We start from the raw sequence: 17,437 nt of genomic DNA on the forward strand, positions 1-17,437 counted from the left end.
CCACCTACCTCCAACACACCCCCTCACCCCTATCCCCACCCCACTACGACCAACTCCCCACCAACCCCCACTGGACAGTCCCCCACACCACCCCCTGGTAAACCAGCAACCGCCCTATTTCAAATCCAAATTTGCTGCGAGACTGTCGCAAATTTGGCCAACAGCAGGCGATTGAACCTTATACAGCAAAGCCCATCATCCGAGGCTGAGCATTCCCGTCAGGGGCATGTATCAAGAGCGTCAAGCATGGCTTGGCGCTCACTCTCAATGACGCTCAGCCCCCAGGCGTGCTTCACCGCAATCTGGCGGGCCACATACTCGCAGTGATAGTCACGGTTGGGTGGCATCCACTGATCGGCACGAGAAGCCTCTTTATCCTGATTGGCCTGGCCTTCCACAGCCAGCAGATTTTCTGGATCATTGGCAAAACGCACGCGCTCAGCCGTACTCCACTCCCACGCGCCCGCACGCCACGCATCCCCCAAAGCCACCACATGATCGATCTGCACCAGCGGTGAGGTCGCATCCCCACGCTGGAAAGGCATCGTCACGCCCACATAGGGGTCATGCAGCGTGCCCGTCTGGATCACGCAGCGCGAGCCCTTCCGGTAACGAATATTGTCAAGATCGCGAGCAAGCACATCATTGCGCGTATCGCAGCCGTTACCGTCAACGTCCTCCCACGCCGGGCCGAATTCAGACCGGTCATAGCCTTCGACATACGCCTTAGGGCGCACCTCCAATTCGGCAAGCTGACTGCGGGCTTCAGCCTCCATGGGGGACATGGTGGCCTCGCCGCCCTCCAGCACGCCCCCGTCTGACGAGGTAGACGCGCCAGGTGAGTCCGCACGACTGCCTGACGTTTCAGCCGAGGCGGGGTTCGAGCTTCCCCCCAGGTCAAGCACATCCGGCCCCACCCCGGGTAGCACCAGCCAGCCGCCGAATACGGCGGCGACAAGGGATCCGATAATGCCTGCCCACGGGCCAAAGGGAGACTTCTTCTGGCCAGGGGATGCGGGGCGGTGGCCTCGTGAATTGGCTGGGCGCGACTTGGGTGCGCCTGTATGCGACGCCCCCGACTGGCGAGGGCCGGGCTTTGGTGGGCCTGGCCTTGGCGAGCGCGTCTGAGGGGCTCCGGGCGTGGGCCCAGGCGTAGGAGCCGATTCAGGTGAAGACGTAGAGCTCATTGGGGCGGGGCACCTCGTGAAAGCAGTCGGCGGATCTGAGTGGAGGTCAGCGTCAGCGTCCAGTCATCATGCTGGGGGAGCTGCCACCGCTTCCAGTGTGACAGGCCCGTGAAGGCCGTGCCCACGATCGTGGCCACCAGCATGCCCAGGGTTGCCAGCTCAAAGTGGTAGAAGATCACCATAATCGAGGCTGATACCAGTGCTGGCGTGGCGTAGAGGTTATTGCCTCCGAAAACTTGGGGAACAGAGCCGGCAGAGATGTCACGAATCATGCCGCCGCCAACTGCCGTAATAATGCCGAGCATGATCGCCGGAATTACACCAAAACCTGCCGCCAGCGTCTTTTGCGCGCCCGTTGCCGCCCAGCATCCCAGCACCGCTCCGTCGGCAATGACCAGGGCAATCCTCCACGGGCGTGATTCAAGTTTCCACAACATGGCGATTGCGGCACCCACCAAGGCCGTCGCCAAGTAGAACGGATCCGTCAACGCTACGGGCGGACCCGCCTGCAGCAGCGTATCGCGCACCATCCCGCCCGCCAGAGCCGACATGATCGCCAGCACCGCAAAGCCGACAGCATCGAAATGCTTCGCGCGTGCCAGGCGCCCACCGAGGATGCCGTTGAGCAGCACCCCCAGCAGGTCGATAGCCCGGAACAGGTCGGGCAGCATCTCGTTTGCTCCGTCAAAGAGTTCACGCATCACGCTCATATTGTCCGTCATCACGCCACGCGCACGCACGCGCGTGGCAGGGTTCGGACAGGATTCAACGGTGAAAATCGCCACCGGCGGCTGCGGGAGGCACGCGGGCACGCTAGGGTAATAAGGTCGCACTAAGCACCACAATTCCCCGGGAGGCTGGCATGGGCATGAAGTTTGGCGTACTCGTCGGTTTAGGTATCGGCTACGTCCTGGGTACCCGCGCTGGCCGCGAACAGTACGAACGCATCCGCGAAACCACTCACCGCCTGCGTCGCAACCCCCTGGTCGCCCGCCCTCTCGATGCCGCGGGGCAAAAGGTGTCCGATATTGTGCGCTCGCAAGGCGAAGCCGTCACCGACAAAGTTGCCGACGCAGTGAAGGAGCGCCTCTTCGGCGCGCCTGCAACTCCGCGCACTGCGGCGGACCCGACCATCACCGTTGAGGTCATTGACGAGGCTCCCGCCACCCATCCTTCCGCTGGCAACACCGCAGGCAAGTGAACGCGCCTTTCGCTCCGGAGGCGAACGCTCACCCCGCCGCTGAAGACTCCCCCGCGCGCGAGTCCGCCCTCGACAGCCCTGCCAGCACAGCGACGCACTCGGCCTCTGCTTCTTCACCTTCCGTCTCCTCACCTTCCGCGTGCGCGCACACCGTCGACAATCCAACATCAGCGCAGATTCGACGCTGGCGGCGTCACCTCGCTGAAGAGCGCATGGAGGCCGACACCTACCGTTCCCTCGCCCGCAGGCGCACCGGCGAAGAACGCGCCGTACTGCTCGCACTGGCTGAAGCTGAGTCCCGCCACGAGGAACACTGGCTGGCCCTGCTCGGCGACCACGCCCTTCCCGCGCCCAAACCCTCCCTGTCAGGACGCCTAGGAGCCGCACTCGCCCAACGCTTCGGCACCATCTTTATTCTCGCGATGGCTCAGCGCTCCGAACAGCGCAACCGCTACGACTATGACGACGACGCCACCGCTCAAATGGCCGCCGACGAGCACATTCACGGCGAGGTCGTGCGCGGCCTCACCGCCCGCTCACGCCAATCCCTAGCCGGAACCTTCCGCGCCGCCGTCTTTGGCGCCAACGATGGCCTCGTCTCCAACCTCGCCCTCGTGCTGGGAATTGCCGCTTCTGGCGCTTCCACCGCAGTCGTCCTCTTCACCGGCCTGGCTGGCCTCCTTGCCGGAGCCCTATCCATGGCCGCAGGCGAATGGGTGAGCGTCAAAAGCCAACAAGAACTCCTCGACGCCTCCGTGCCCGACCCTGAGGCCCACCGTTCCGTACCAGCTCTGGACGTCAACGCCAACGAGCTTGAACTCGTGTTCCGAGCCCGAGGTGAAAGCGCCCAAGAAGCAGCCGCTCACGCGGCACAAATTTTCGCTCAAGTGCGCACCCCCGCCACCGGCGAATCCTCCTCCATTGCCGTGCGCGCCGCCCTTGGAGAAGGCCTGCCCAGCGAGGCCAGCGGCGCAGGGGAAGAAATCGGCACACCGTGGCGGGCGGCAGCCTCGTCCTTCCTGTTCTTCGCAGGGGGCGCGGCCGTGCCCCTCCTGCCCTACATTGCCGGCCTGAGCGGCTGGTGGGCCATTGGAACTGCCACCGCGCTGGTGGGCTGCGCGCTACTTTTCACCGGCGGCATTGTGGGAATCCTGGCTGGACAGTCGCCTGCTCCCAGGGCTTTACGTCAGCTCGCGATTGGCTACGGCGCGGCCGCCGTCACCTACCTGCTGGGGCTGGCCTTTGGGGCAACCTTCTAGTCACAGGTTTGGCACAAATTCCCGCACAGTGGGCTCCCTCGTGCTCTTCCCAGGATCGACCGATAGGTTTAATTCATGAGCGAAATCACGATCCTGACTCCTCGCGGCGTTGAGCTGTCAGCGACCTTCATTAACCCCGTTGACACCGGCGACGCTGCCGTGCTGTTCTCCCACTCCGTACTGGCCGATCGCCGCTCCATCGGTCACTTCCGTAAACTCGCCGCCGCCTACCGCGGCGCCGGGTACGCCACCCTTGAATTCGACTACTCTGGACATGGCCTATCCAGCGATGACGTCATCGTTTTAGCCAGCCAAGTCGAAGACATTAAAGCAGCCTCCGGGTGGCTGGCCGACCAGGGTTTCACCCGCCAAATCATTCACGCCCACTCTTTTGGCGTGCACGCCGCCCTTGCCGCCCACCTACCGGCTGTGCGCACCCACATCCTATGCGGCGCCGCCCTGCAGCCCATCTCTTTTGACTGGGAAGCAATCTTCTCTGAGCAGCAACTTGACGACCTGGAAACCCGCGGCGCCACCGACATTCCCGATGATTCACCCGGACCGCGCACCCATTTCACCATCTCTAAGCAGACCCTGGCTGACCTGTCACTGACTGACACCTCAGAACTGCTAGGTAACTTGGAGCATCCAGTACTCGTTGTTCACGACGCTGACGATGCGGAAATGGGCCTGGTTGAAGTAACTCAGGAGGCCTTCCCTCTGCTACCTGCCGGTTCGCGAGTTGAAGTCGTGCGGGATGAATCCTTAAGTGCCGACGAAACTCCAACGACCCTGATTGAGGCGGCCCTGTCCTGGGCGAAGCTGCAGGTGCCCGTGGTGCGCTGAGGGTGGATCATTCACTCGTCCGTTGACCTGAATCTATCGAGGCACGGGTGACGCCCCATCTGCATACGCTCAAGGCCAGTTATGAGATAACTCTGCGTTTTTATCTCATAACTGGCCTATTGTTTTCATAACTGCCCATTTTATGGCCAAGTTATGTCATAACTATGGTTTTGACGAACATAACTGCCACTTTTTGGCGTCATTTCATCGGCGCGATGCAACGAGTTCGGACGCCTTCAGTTCCTATGCTCTGCAACCAAATCACGCAAGGCCGGGTCCTCGCGCCAGCTTCGCGTGCCAAAGTGCGTGGTTGATAAGGCGGCGACCTGCGCAGCGAATTCGATGCAGGCAACCGGGGTGGCGGGGGTGGCCTCGTTGTTGGAATGTGCGGACCGTGCGCTCTGACGGGACTCCGATCCCCCAAGGCGATCGTGGCCCTCAATGCGATGCTGTGCGAGCGCCCAGGCGAAGGCTCCGTGGAAAATATCGCCCGCACCCATAGTGGAAATGGCGTTGACCTGCGGCACGGGAACTTCGCCACGCTCCCCATCCCACCACCATTGGACGGGGCCGGGGCCGTTCGTGCGAATCGTGCGCGTAATACCGAAACCACGCAGGAAATCCGCGATAGCCTGCGCATCCCCTGCAGGAACGAGGGGCGGAAGGAAGTCAGCCGACAGCACCGCAACATCCACAAAACCCAGCAGAGGCATCAGCCACGGCTTCCACGAGCCACCATCAAGGACACGCAGGTGAGAGGGCTTATCCTCAAGAGCGGCGAAAGGATCGCCGTCACTATCGACGCTCTGAGTGTACGAGGCAGTTCCTACGCGCAGAGCAAGATCAGCGAGCGCCGGGTTATGCCCGTCAATAAGGACAACGGCGACATCTGCGGCAGAGCTTGACGGCGGGAGGTGAGCGGGGGCAAGAGCCTCGTCAAGCAGACTCCGGGCAGCCGCCGTATCAACGGCCACACGGGCGTTCGTCGAGGCCACCATACGGCCTTCGGGATGCTCAATAATGGACGAGATCGCAGGCTCGGATTCCGTGGGAGTGCTTTGGCCTGCAGCGCGATCGGTGGCATCAAGGATGCTCAGGCCAGCTACCTGCAGGTCTGCGCGCAACAGTTCAGAGCTGGCACCCGTGCCTAGGGCGGTGAGAAGCAGCGGGGCGTTGAGGGGGTGCGCCGCGGTGGGCATCAGATCGTGCGCAATGGCATCAAGTGCTGCGTAGGCGACGGCAGCATTGGTGGCGGGGCCTCCGGCCGCCAGGGTGAAATCAGTAGAAGTCACCTTCACCGTTGGGTCGGGCGCATGATCCAGGCGGTGGATGACATCCACGGTGGTAAGTCCACTAAACACTGCTCGCATCTGCCAGCCTTTCTCTGCAGCGCGGTCTGAAGCCAGATCCATTGTCACCCATTCAGTCCATGTAATGCTTTGTCGCCAAGCTCTGGCCTGGCCTTTCCTTCTCCCTGTTTGCTGCCCTGCTTAATGTCCTGCATCATGTCCGCTGACTCCGCGCTCCCGCGTGTGCGCTCAAGACGATTTCAGTGCCGATGCCCGCAGTTTTTGCTCTGAGCTCACACGCGGGAGCTAGGCGTGCGGGCAGGTACCCCTCAACCTCCGCACGCGCCCCCAACCCGCATACCTCACGCTGCCCACTCAGAGGCATTCGCCCGCCCTTTCGTACACTTAATGCGTGTCAGAATCTGCCTCCTCCTCGCCTCGCTCGCCGCACCCAGGCCGCAGTGGCCGACGCAATTCGCCGCATAAGGGGCGATCCGCAGGCCGCAATGTCGGCCAATCGGGTGCGCCAGCCCGCGGTCGATCACATGCGCGTGCCCACGCTCAGGCGTCCGCACCTGCGCGCCGCCAACGCCGCCCCATTGACGAGGTCGCAGCCCCTTTCACCCCCTTCACCCCTGATGAGCTTGCCGCCCGAGCCGCCGCCATCCCTGTCATCTCTTTCCCTGATCTTCCTGTCAGCGCCCGCCGGGATGAGATAGCCCAGGCGATCCGTGACAATCAGGTGGTCATTGTTGCTGGCGAAACCGGCTCTGGTAAGACCACGCAGCTACCCAAGATCTGCCTGCAGCTCGGCCGCGGCGTGCAGGGCATGATTGGGCACACCCAGCCTCGCCGCCTGGCTGCGCACGCTGTTGCCACGCGCATCGCCCAGGAAATGGGCCAGCAGGTGGGTAAGGAGCCCGGCCAGGTTGTGGGCTACCAGGTACGTTTCACTGACCAGGTGGGCCCTACCACCCTGGTCAAGCTCATGACTGACGGCATCCTTTTGGCCGAGATCCAGTCCGACCCGATGCTGCGCCGCTACGACACGCTCATTATTGACGAGGCCCACGAACGCTCCCTCAATATTGACTTCATCCTGGGCTACCTGGCGCGCTTGCTGCCCCTGCGCCCCGACCTGAAGGTCATCATCACCTCGGCCACGATTGATTCGGCGCGTTTTGCCGCCCACTTTGGCCGTTGGGAGGATGCTGCGGGGAAACACTGCCAGCCAGGGCGCGGTACGCTCACCGCGCCCGCCCCGGTGATTGAGGTGTCGGGGAGGACGTACCCTGTGGAGATCCGCTACCGGCCTCTCAGTGCTGACTTGCCCAGCCAGTGGACGTCGGAGAGCACCAGCCAACGCTCCAACGCGCCGCAGCGAGCCGACGGCGACCTCGACAAACACGCCGACGCGAACCAGATGGACGCCGACAGCGTCCACTTCCAACAGCTCGTCCTTGAAGATCCCGATGACGACCTGCCAACCCTCGGCTACGGGGCGGGCGAGGACATTGACCAGGAGGCTGCGATCTGCGCCGCCGTTGATGAGCTCTGCGCCGAGGGCGAGGGTGACATCCTCGTGTTCCTGCCCGGTGAGCGCGACATCCGCGACGTGCAGCACGCCCTCGTGGATCACCTGGGGCCGCGAGCCGTCACCGACAGCGGCGCCCAACGACGCCAGCTTCTGCCAGATTCCATCGAGATCCTGCCCTTGTACGCGCGCCTGACCGCCGCCGAGCAGCAGCGCATCTTCGAGCCGCATTCCCTGCGTCGCATTGTGCTGGCAACGAATGTCGCTGAAACGTCCCTGACTGTGCCCGGCATCCGCTACGTCATTGACCCGGGTTTGGCGCGTATCAGCCGCTACTCGAATCGCACGAAGGTCCAGCGCCTGCCCATTGAGCCCGTCAGCCAGGCCAGCGCTAACCAGCGTGCGGGCCGCTGTGGCCGCGTCAGTGATGGTGTTGCTATTCGCCTGTATTCTCAGCGTGACTACGAGGCCCGCCCGGCCTTTACTGAGCCTGAAATCCTGCGCACTTCTCTGGCCAGCGTCATCTTGCAGATGGCGGCCCTGGGCTTGGGGTCGGTGGCGGATTTTCCCTTCCTTGACGCCCCGGATTCGCGGGCAGTGCGTGACGGCGTGCAGCTCCTGGTGGAGATTGGCGCGTTGGAGTATGACGAGGCCGGAGCCTCTGGCCGGGCGCGTGGGAAGCGCGCGAGCCAGGCTGGGGGCGAGGGCGGTCACGGTGACACTGCTGGTCACGTCGGCGGGAGCGCTGGTGGTGACAATGCTGCTGCCTCCGACAGAGTCAGCGGCGCCGGTAGAGCCAGCGACGCCGGAGCCACACCCAATGCGGGCGGCACCCGCCTGACACGTATTGGCCGCGATCTTGCGCGCCTACCCATCGACCCACGTCTGGGCCGTATCCTCCTGGAGGCTGACGCGAATGGCTGCGCCTCCGAGGTGCTCGTTATCGTTGCCGCCCTGTCCTTGCAGGATGTCCGCGAGCGCCCCCTTGACCACCAGCAGGCCGCCGACACAGCGCATGCGCGTTTCACGGATCCGACCTCGGACTTCATCACCTATCTGAACCTGTGGCGCTACCTGAATGTGCAGTCACGTGACCTGTCGGGGTCGGCTTTTCGGCGTATGTGTCGGGCGGAGTTCCTTCATCATCTGCGCTGGCGTGAGTGGCGCGATATTGTCAACCAGCTTCGCCAGCTTGCTCGACCTCTGGATTTGGACCTTCACCCTATCGGTATGCCCTCGGGCGAGGATGTAGCCCACGCGGCAATGACGGGTGGGCTTGCGGACGCTGCGGCGCGCGCGGTGGTTGCCTACACGGCGTCAACCTCGTCGGTGGATGCTGACCAGATTCACCGATCGCTGCTGGTGGGCTTGCTGTCGAACCTGGGTTCGTGGGATGAGGCCAAGCGTGACTATGAGGGCGCTCGCGGCACTCACTTTACGATCTGGCCGGGTTCTGGCCTGGCGCACGCCCGTCCGGCGTGGGTGATGACGGCGGAGCTGGTGGAAACCTCGCGGCTGTTTGCTCGCACGGTGGCGCGGATTAATCCTGATTGGATTGAACCTGTCGCTGGGCCGCTGCTTAAGCGCGTTTACTCTGAGCCGTATTGGTCGACCTCGAAGGGGGCGGCCATGGTCAAAGAGAAGGTGCTGCTCTATGGCATGACGCTGGTGGCGGATCGTTCGGTGTTGCTTGGCCGGGTGGAGACGGTGTTTGGCGAGGGCGGCGTGCGGCGTTCCTCTGTGGCCAGGCCGGGGACTTTGGCGGGTATTGCGCAGGGTTTGCGTGCGGCGGAGCCACGTTTTGATGTGCAGATTCGTGGGATTGACCGCCTGGCGGAGGCTAGTGCTGATGAGAGGGCCACTGAACGTGGCATGGCTGAAGGCGCGGGGGCAGAAGATGTGGAGTCCAAAGACGCCTCTACGGGAATTGGCTCTAGGGAATTGTCCGCTGGAGCAGCTACCGGTTCTTCTACTTCCCCCGGCTTGCTTGATGCCAATAACGCTGCGGCAACGTCTTCTTCGTCGGGGATCACTGCTCGTGAATTGGCGCGCGAGATGCTTATTCGGCACGGTTTGGTGCGTGGCGAGTGGCGTGAGGTTCACCGATTCCAGAAGGACAACGAGCGTCTGCTTGAACAAGCGCGGGAGGTGGAGCGACGCTCGCGCACGCATGGGCTGGTGGCCGATGAGGAAGCGCGCGTTGCTTTCTTCGATGACCTGATTCCTGATGATTGTGTGTCAGCCAGGCATTTTGATAAGTGGTGGAAGCAGCAGAGGCGTTCGACCCCTGACCTGTTGACCTATCCGATGGCGTTGCTGTTGCCGCGTGGGACGGGTGATGCGGAGGGGGCTTTCCCTGATTCCTGGGAGTACGGGGATATGTCTTTGCCGTTGTCGTATCAGTTCAATCCGGGGTCGTCCCGTGATGGTGTCACGATGACGATTCCTATTGAGGTGTTGGAGCGTGTCTCGGAGTCGGGAACGGATTGGCTGGTGCCTGGCCTGTTTGAGGAGCTTGTGACCGAGTCGATTCGGGCACTGCCGAAGGCGAAGCGTCGTTTGCTGGCTCCTGCGCCGGAGGTGGGGGCGAAGGTGGCGGCGTGGATTCGTCAAGAATTCGCTGGCGGTGCTTCTTCGGCTCCCATATGTGACTCCACGGGTGTTGTGGCTTCTGGCGGCGCTGCTTCGGGTGTGGATGCACATGCGGGCGCGCAGTCCGATACGCAGAAGACAGTTGGGCATGGCGAAGCTGCCCAGGGTGATCCAGACCGGAGCAATTCCGATCAGGGCAATTCAGGACAGGGCACGCCTGCACAGGGTAAAGCTGCACAAGGTAAGTCTGCGCAGGGTAAGTCTGCACAGGGTAACTCTGCACAAGGTAACTCCGCACAGGGCAAACGAGCACACGGCAATGCGCCTCAGACTACTGACGTGGATCCGATGTCCCTGTCGGCGGCGATGGATCGCCTGGCTGCCTGGGGTGCTCGCACCGGTCACACACGTGCCTCTCAGGGGCAGGCTCAGAAGTCATCCGCAAAGCAAGCGCAGACCCAGGCACAGGCGATGCCCCAGTCAGAGGTGCAGGCACCGCCAGATGGACAGGCACGGACAGAAACACCGGAACAGACAGACTCGCAGGCACAGGGGCACAATCAGCGCGACCAGAAGGATTTAAGCAATCCTTCGTCTGTGCTCCCGGGTGTGCGCCCAGACCAGGAACAGCCCCTTTCGGGTGCATCTGATGCCGTGGCTGCACACGCGGGAACCAACTCTGCGACTGCTATGGCAGACGCTCATACGGGTTCTACCGTGGCCCCTGTTTCGCACACTCAAGCTGCATCCAGCGCGCACTCCACTTTCTTAGCGCCTCCGAGCTTGTCCCTTGATGAGGTACCCCCTGCCCAGCGGCCACCTTTTGCCACGCTTTTTGCTGATGGTGTGCGCACGATTCGCGGCGTTGATTTGTCGGCTGAAGATTTGGCTCATGTCCGTGATGCTTTGCCGTCGCATCTGCAGATGACTTTCGTGGTGGTTGACCGCTCCGGTAAAGAGTTGGGCGCAGGCACCTCTTTGCCGTATCTGCAAAAGACCTTAGCCAATCAGGCTGATGCTGCAGTGCGCCGCGCTGTGCGTGGCGCTGTTGCTGAGGCCTTGGAAGAGGCTCAGCGACGTGGCGCCACCAGCACACGCCGGGGCCAGAAGAAAGGCTCAAACAAAGGCCACAGCGCGGGTCGGGTGCCCGCCGATGCTTCCCCTACTCAGGCCAGTGCAGGGGTGTCGGCTCCCGCCTGTGATGTCAGCGCAGAAAATGCCTCCGCAGGTGGTGTTTCCTCCTTGGGCACACATGCGGGCGCCGGGAAGGATCAAACTACAGCGACTGCCTCGGGTCTAGGACAGGGAGCATCCGACCTGCATATTGATGGCCTCACCGCTTTCCCCGCCTCACCTCTTCCACGCAGCGTGGACTCTCGAGGTATTGGAGGCATGGTGCTGCGGGGCTATCCCTGCCTGGTGCCCCAGGGCACGCCTGCAGCCCCAGCAGCAGGCGTGCGCGTCATGGCAAATCCAGGCCATGCTGATCGCCTTCACCGCGAAGGCCTTGCCCGTCTTCTCGCCGTTCGACTGAGCTTGGCTACCGCACGCATTACAACGCGGTGGACGGGTCGGCAGGCGCTCATGTTGGCTGCTTCGCCCTATGCGGACACGGCTGCGCTCGTTGCTGATGCTCAACTTGCTTCTGCACTGTCCCTGGTGGATGAGCTTGCCCCGTCGAAGGATCCCAGCTCCATTCGTGACGCTGCCGCCTTTGATGCGCTGGCAGTCCTGGCTCGTGACTTGCATGAGGACAGGGTGTATGACTTCCTGGGTGACGTGGTGCGGGCAATGGAGGCTTTGTCAGAGGTTCAAGGAGCGTTGAAGCAGTATGAGGCAGTGTCTTCCCTTCATGAGGTGACAGCCGATGTGCAAGCGACAGTGAATCACCTGGTGCATGATGGTTTTCTCTCAGCTACCCCTGCCTTTGCCCTGCCGCATCTGGCTCGCTATCTGCGGGCGGGAGCTGTGCGTTTGGCGAAGGCAGCGTCCTCATCGGGCGCGTTGAATCGTGATTGTGAGGCAATGGATACTGTTCACGCCCTTGAGGATGCCCTGCAGGATGCGCGTGATGCTGCCCAGGCGCGCCCCTTCAATCCGGCGCGCAACGCTCATCTTGTGCAGGCTGAGTGGATGATTCAAGAGCTTCGTGTCTCTCTTTTTGCTCAGACCTTGGGCACTCCGCAGAAGGTGTCGGCTAAGCGTGTGCGCTCTGTGCTGGCGGAGGCGGGCGCGTGAATCGTGAGGCTGCGCGGCAGCTTGCTCTCCGTTTGATGGCTGAGCATGGCGTGTCTGATTGGGGGTTTCGTTTTGATCGGGCTCGGCGTCGGGCGGGGGCGTGCCATTATTCGTCGCGCACGATTTCTTTGTCGGCACAGTTGACGGATCTGTATGACGAGGCCACCGTTCGTGGCGTGGTTTTGCACGAGATCGCCCATGCGTTGGTGGGGGCGCGGCATCATCATGATCGGGTGTGGAGGGCGAAGGCTCGGGAGTTGGGGGCACCGGATTCGGTGCGTTTACCTCGGGAGCTGCCCTCTGTTGAGGCGCCGTGGGTGGGGACATGTGCTCGCTGTGGAATGCAGAAGCAGTTGTTTTCTGCGCCGCGGCGGGTGGTGTCGTGTGGGAGTTGCGACCGGATGTTTAATGGCGATCTGGTGTTGGAGTGGTCCTATGGTGGAGTGCCAACTGTTCCTGGTGGCCGGTATGCTCGGGAGCTTGCCCACCTCAAACTTAATCGAGAATTATAACATATCTAATCTAAGGGCCGGTTGATACTTGTCGCCCACAGGAGCAGTCGCGCCATATTACACTCCCCTTGCCGCGCAGCTTGACGCGGTCAAGCCCTAGCAACATCTTTCGTTAAGGCTAACGATCCCATTTTTCGTGAGATTCATCACTTTTTCAGAGGTTTTCCTCGGTTTTTCAAGGCTTTGTTCAGAAGGTCACCGCCCCTGAGCAAATGGTCAGGATCACATTACTTATGATCCTTTGTGTCCCTTTTCACTGACCACACGCAAGGAGGCGTGCATGTCACTCTATCGTCATAAGGGTGCACCACCGCGGGGAGGCTGGCTGCAACGCAGCATCGCCAGCATCGCCACAGGTGCCCTCACCCTCGTTTTGCTCACCGCACCACCGGCCACAGCAGACACCCCTGACACCGCCCCCTTAAACGTTGGTTTCGCCGGATCTTTCGGCGACAACAACTCCTACACAAAGGCAGACGGTGAAGTAGTTACCGGTTCACTTCAGCGCCTCGCCGGCACAGAAACTATCGCCAACGGCGCAGTAACCCTTGCTGGCACCACCACAGGTATTCAATACACCAGCAATGAGGCCTCCCCCTTCGCCTCTGAAGGAGAGGACGCCAACAAGAAGATCCGCGCAGAAATGATCTTCACCCCCCAAGCAGATCAGCCCAACTTGGCAACCCTGTTCTCTGCGGGCGGCAACCTGTTCGTCCGTTATGAACAGGGAAAGATCTACTACGGATACTCCGCCAACACTCCCGGCGCCTCACCCGCATGGAGTAATCACAAGGGCAGCATCGACCTGCCTGAAGCAGGCAAGGCGCACCTACTCCGAGTCGAATACCTCCCTGGTGACACGACCACAATGAAGGTCAGCATCAACGGAACAGACGGCGACATCGTTTCCTCCGACAAGAAGTCTCGCCTCTCCGGCCCCGCTAAGGCGCTCTACGGATTCGGGCGCGAGGTCAACCCCGGCGGAGACTCCCCTCAGCGCGGCTTCAAGGGTTCCATCCAGCATGTGCGCATCCTTGCAGACAACGACGACTGGGCATTGACCCGCCCGACTGAGGACGGCGCACCCGGTAACCCACCAGCATCGGAACCGCCCTCGACAGGAGATGGCGACACTGAAGACGGGCAAGAAGCAGGCGACGTTCGCGACGCTGTGGACGTCACCTTCGGCGGCGACTTCTCCTCAGGTAACGAATACACCGCTGCAACCGGAGAAAAGAAAGAAGGCGTGCTGGCGCGCGTAGCAGGCACCGAAAGCAAGCTCGATTTTGGCGGCCTCTCACTGCCCGGAAGCCGTACCGGCGTCACCCTCACGGCCTCCCAACCCGAGTTCAACCTCGCTGACCCAGGCAGCCAGGACATGGTGCGCGGGTTCCGCGCCGAAGTTCTCTTCACGCCCGAAGCTGATCAGCCTGACCTCGCCACAGTTTTCTCTGCCGGCGGCAACCTGTACGTGCGCTATAACGGTGATTCCATCCAGTATGGATTCTCCTCAAACAACGGTTCACGCTGGTCAACCCACCAGAACTCCATTGCCGCTCCACTCTTGACTCACCCGACGCTGGTGCGCGTGGAATACCTGCCGTCAACAACCGGTAACACCACCATGCGCGTGTGGGTCAACGACAAGGAAGCAACCCCCATCAACGTTCGCGCGGTCTCGCGCATGAGCCCGAATAAGAGCAACGTGTTTGGCTTCGCCACCGAGGTTCACCCCGCTGGCCAGGGACGTGGCGTCAAGGGCACCCTCAAGCACATCCGCCTTGCCGCACCCACCTCCAGGTGGATTGTCGAGGTTCCCAAGGGCATTGGTGACATTCTCGACGGCACCTGCGAGTTCGACAAGCCCGCTCCGGCCAACACCATCACCGTCACCCGAGAAGACTGCGCCGCCTCAATCCGCGCGAAGCTCTCGGCCCTGCGCCCCACAGCTCAGCAAGCAGACTTCCTCGATGCTGGCCTGACCGCCTTCATCCACTACGGCATCAACACCTACTGGGGAAGCGACGGGCGCGAATGGGGCTACGGCGATGAGAACCCCATGGACTTCAACCCAACGAACCTCGACACTGACCAGTGGGCAAAGACCCTGGCCGATGCGGGATTCCGTTACGCGATCCTGACCATCAAGCACCATGATGGCTTCACGCTCTACCCCTCGCGTTACAACGAGTTCGGCGTTCAAAAGTCCTTGAACTTCGAGGGCGGGAAGGGCGACGTCGTTCGCCGCTTCGTTGACTCGTCCCGCAAGTACGGCCTGAAGGTCGGCTTCTACGTCTCCCCCGCTGACTCCCACCAGGAACGTCGCGGCATCTACGGAAACGCCCGCCCCAAGCAGGAACGTTCCATCCCGACCCTCGTCGCTGGCGATAGCCGCGAAGGAAAGATCGGCACCGAGTTCCCCGGCCCCTTCACCTACGAAGCCTCGGATTACGGGTCGCTCTTCCTCAATACTCTCTACGAGCTCCTCACCGAGTACGGCTCCATCGACGAAGTCTGGTTCGATGGCGCAGGTGGTAACACCGCTCGCACCGAGGTTTTCGATCACACAGCTTACTTCGATCTGATCCGTAAGCTTCAGCCCCACGCACTGATTGCCGTCGCTGGCCCTGACGTGCGTTGGGTGGGTAACGAATCGGGTCTGGCTCGCGAGGCCGAGTGGAGCCCACAGGCTGTGAAGGACAACCCCACCGGCAACTACTCGGTTGTGGGTGCCACCAGCCCGAACCTTGGTTCTCTGGAAAGCGTCGTCGGTCAGGCCCTCTCAGGCCGCGTCTCTAAGCTGACCTGGTATCCGGCTGAGGCTGACGTTTCGATCCGCCATGGTTGGTTCCACCACCGCAACCAGCGCATTAAGCCCATGAGCGAGCTGCAGAAGATTTTCCGCGAGTCTTACGGCCGCAACTCTGTACTGCTCTTCAATGTGCCCCCAACGCGCGAGGGTAAGTTTGACGACCGCGATGTCGCTTTGATCCAGGAATGGACCCAGTGGCGTCACGCCGCCTACACCGCGAATATTGCCTTGGGTCGTCCCGGTAGCGTGTCCTACCCGGGTGCCGCAGAAGGCGAAAACCTCGTTGAAGAAACGAAGCTGCTCACTGACGGATCCCTGGATACCGGCCCCGGCAATCCCAACGCCTCCGAGACGGGCACCTGGACTGTGGAGCTTGACGGCGTTCACTCTGTGGATGCGGTCATGATCTCCGAGCAGACGCGCGCCCACGGCCAGCAGGTTGAGACCTTCAACGTGGAGGTCCGCAATGGTGGCCAGTGGACTCAGGCCGCTACTGCCTCAACCATCGGCGCTCGTCGCATCGTCACTTTTGATCGGGCTTACGAGGCCGACGCCGTGCGCGTGAACGTTGTCAAGGCACGCGGGCCGGTGTTCCTCTCTGAGGTTCACGTCCACGGTGCAGGTGTGGCAGCACCCGACTACGACACCTACTACGTTGACACCTCTGCGCCGGTTTCTGGCCCGGGCACCCTTGAACGCCCAATCGGTCACCTGGATCAACTCAAGCAGATGACCTTCAAGCCGGGCACGAAGGTGCTGTTCAAGCGTGGAACCACGCTGAATGGTCAGCTTGTCATGTGGGGCTACGGCACCGAGGAATCCCCTGTCACCGTTGGTTTCTACGGTGAAGGTGCCGATCCTGTACTGGCCTTGTCGAACTCTACCCAGACCACCTTCGAGGCTGTTTTGAAGGATCTGGGGCGCACTGAGGCACACTGGCGCATGGAAGCGTCGACGACTCCTCCCACCGAAGATCCCGGCAACGGCAGCCAATCCGGTGGCAACGGCACGCCCGGCACGCCTGATCAGCCCAAGGTTCCTACGCCTGGCGAGGATGAGGATGTCACCAAGGCCCCCGCAGTCTCTTTGAAGATCGGCAACTCCGCTGCAAATGGCTCCGTGGCCGTTGGTATGGAACTCACCCTTCAGGCTTCTGCAAAGGCTGGCGAGACAGTGCACTTCTGGATTCACTCTGATCCTGTGCTGGCTGGCAGTGTGGTTGCAGATGCTTCCGGTGTCGCTACTGTGAAGTGGCGTATCCCAGCCGACTTCCCGGCGGGAGATCACCAGATTTTTGCCCGTGACAGCAAGGGTAAGCTCTTGGCCTACGCTGCCTTCAAGGTAGCAAAGGCCAACACCGCGCCCGATAACAACGCCCCCAACCAGGGCAACCAGGGCAACCAGGGCAACCAGGGCAACCAGGGCAACCAGGGCAACCAGGGCAACCAGGGCAGGGCAACCAGGGCAACCAGGGCAACCAGGGCAACGGTACTCCGTCGCCTCAGAATCCCCAAAAGGATGATTCGACGAAGAACCCCGCTCCTGGTTCCTCCGATGGCGCCAAGGGCCAGACGCCTAAGACGGGTGATGGCCAGAAGAATGACAGCGCGAAGAAGACCGGCACTGCAAAGAAGGATGGACAGTCATCGTCCACGACTTCCGCTCCTTCAACAAAGCAAGGTGGTCTTGCTTCGACCGGTGCGCTGCCTGTAGCTGGGCTCTTCGCCCTCTTTGCTCTTGCTGGTGCAGGGGCTCTTGCAACCAAGCGCGTGTCACGCAAGGGGGTGGAATGATCCCGCGACAGTGACCGCCTAATCACCTGAGGGTGGGGGAGTGGCTCGCATGAGCCACTCCCCCACCCTCTTGCATTATCCGTTTTGAGCTCAGACAAATACGCCTCAAATAGATACGCTCCCCCCTGCCCGAAAGCGTCTCAAAGACTCGATCTCATAGGACAGTCCGCACCC

The 17,437-nt window shown here is 61.9% G+C and carries 9 protein-coding genes; 6 read left to right on the top strand and 3 right to left on the bottom strand.

What is annotated here, in order from left to right:
* Positions 1-218: 218 nt before the first annotated feature.
* Both EII11_RS10890 and EII11_RS09995 read right to left on the bottom strand, forming a co-directional pair.
* The gene (locus EII11_RS10890) at positions 219-1,187 is read right to left on the bottom strand and encodes an HNH endonuclease family protein (RefSeq protein WP_240623143.1); all 969 of its coding nucleotides are present in this window, start codon (positions 1,185-1,187) and stop codon (positions 219-221) included.
* Positions 1,184-1,897 (bottom strand): trimeric intracellular cation channel family protein, encoded by a 714-nt coding sequence (locus EII11_RS09995; protein ID WP_124872400.1) that lies wholly within the window; start codon positions 1,895-1,897, stop codon positions 1,184-1,186. The genes EII11_RS10890 and EII11_RS09995 overlap by 4 nt, the downstream gene beginning before the upstream one ends.
* Before the next feature lie 152 nt (positions 1,898-2,049).
* Here EII11_RS09995 and EII11_RS10000 point away from each other — a divergent pair, with 152 nt between their 5' ends.
* The 3 genes from EII11_RS10000 to EII11_RS10010 all read left to right on the top strand — a co-directional run bounded on the left by EII11_RS10000 (position 2,050) and on the right by EII11_RS10010 (position 4,493).
* The gene (locus EII11_RS10000; RefSeq protein ID WP_240623144.1) at positions 2,050-2,388 is read left to right on the top strand and encodes a YtxH domain-containing protein; all 339 of its coding nucleotides are present in this window, start codon (positions 2,050-2,052) and stop codon (positions 2,386-2,388) included.
* A gap of 212 nt (positions 2,389-2,600) precedes the next feature.
* Positions 2,601-3,647 carry a VIT1/CCC1 transporter family protein gene (locus tag EII11_RS10005; RefSeq protein ID WP_124872402.1) on the top strand — a complete coding sequence of 349 codons (1,047 nt, stop codon included), beginning with the start codon at positions 2,601-2,603 and terminating at the stop codon, positions 3,645-3,647.
* Between the two features lie 75 nt (positions 3,648-3,722).
* Positions 3,723-4,493, top strand: coding sequence for an alpha/beta fold hydrolase (locus EII11_RS10010; RefSeq protein WP_124872339.1), 771 nt, complete (start codon positions 3,723-3,725; stop codon positions 4,491-4,493).
* A 236-nt stretch (positions 4,494-4,729) separates the two neighbouring features.
* Here EII11_RS10010 and EII11_RS10015 read toward each other — a convergent pair whose 3' ends face one another.
* Positions 4,730-5,905, bottom strand: coding sequence for a PfkB family carbohydrate kinase (locus tag EII11_RS10015; RefSeq protein WP_240623145.1), 1,176 nt, complete (start codon positions 5,903-5,905; stop codon positions 4,730-4,732).
* A gap of 541 nt (positions 5,906-6,446) precedes the next feature.
* On the opposite strand from EII11_RS10015, the gene EII11_RS10560 reads away from it, so the two are divergent.
* The 3 genes from EII11_RS10560 (at position 6,447) to EII11_RS10780 (ending at position 17,183) form a co-directional block, all read left to right on the top strand.
* Positions 6,447-12,146, top strand: coding sequence for a DUF3418 domain-containing protein (locus tag EII11_RS10560; RefSeq protein WP_338068048.1), 5,700 nt, complete (start codon positions 6,447-6,449; stop codon positions 12,144-12,146).
* Complete coding sequence (locus tag EII11_RS10030) at positions 12,143-12,658, top strand: SprT-like domain-containing protein (RefSeq protein ID WP_124872341.1); 516 nt, start codon at positions 12,143-12,145, stop codon at positions 12,656-12,658. Before EII11_RS10560 ends, EII11_RS10030 begins: the two co-directional genes overlap by 4 nt.
* A 280-nt stretch (positions 12,659-12,938) precedes the next feature.
* Complete coding sequence (locus tag EII11_RS10780) at positions 12,939-17,183, top strand: alpha-L-fucosidase (RefSeq protein WP_205649287.1); 4,245 nt, start codon at positions 12,939-12,941, stop codon at positions 17,181-17,183.
* Positions 17,184-17,437 lie beyond the last annotated feature (254 nt).

The organism is Schaalia canis (assembly GCF_003858455.1).
Taxonomy (GTDB): Bacteria; Actinomycetota; Actinomycetes; order Actinomycetales; family Actinomycetaceae; genus Pauljensenia; species Pauljensenia canis.

Bases quoted from the DNA above. Each gene is read 5' to 3' on its own strand.
- EII11_RS10890 (WP_240623143.1), bottom strand. From the start codon at position 1,187: ATGAGCTCTACGTCTTCACCTGAATCGGCTCCTACGCCTGGGCCCACG.
- EII11_RS09995 (WP_124872400.1), bottom strand. From the start codon at position 1,897: ATGAGCGTGATGCGTGAACTCTTTGACGGAGCAAACGAGATGCTGCCC.
- EII11_RS10000 (WP_240623144.1), top strand. From the start codon at position 2,050: ATGGGCATGAAGTTTGGCGTACTCGTCGGTTTAGGTATCGGCTACGTC.
- EII11_RS10005 (WP_124872402.1), top strand. From the start codon at position 2,601: ATGGAGGCCGACACCTACCGTTCCCTCGCCCGCAGGCGCACCGGCGAA.
- EII11_RS10010 (WP_124872339.1), top strand. From the start codon at position 3,723: ATGAGCGAAATCACGATCCTGACTCCTCGCGGCGTTGAGCTGTCAGCG.
- EII11_RS10015 (WP_240623145.1), bottom strand. From the start codon at position 5,905: ATGGATCTGGCTTCAGACCGCGCTGCAGAGAAAGGCTGGCAGATGCGA.
- EII11_RS10780 (WP_205649287.1), top strand. From the start codon at position 12,939: ATGTCACTCTATCGTCATAAGGGTGCACCACCGCGGGGAGGCTGGCTG.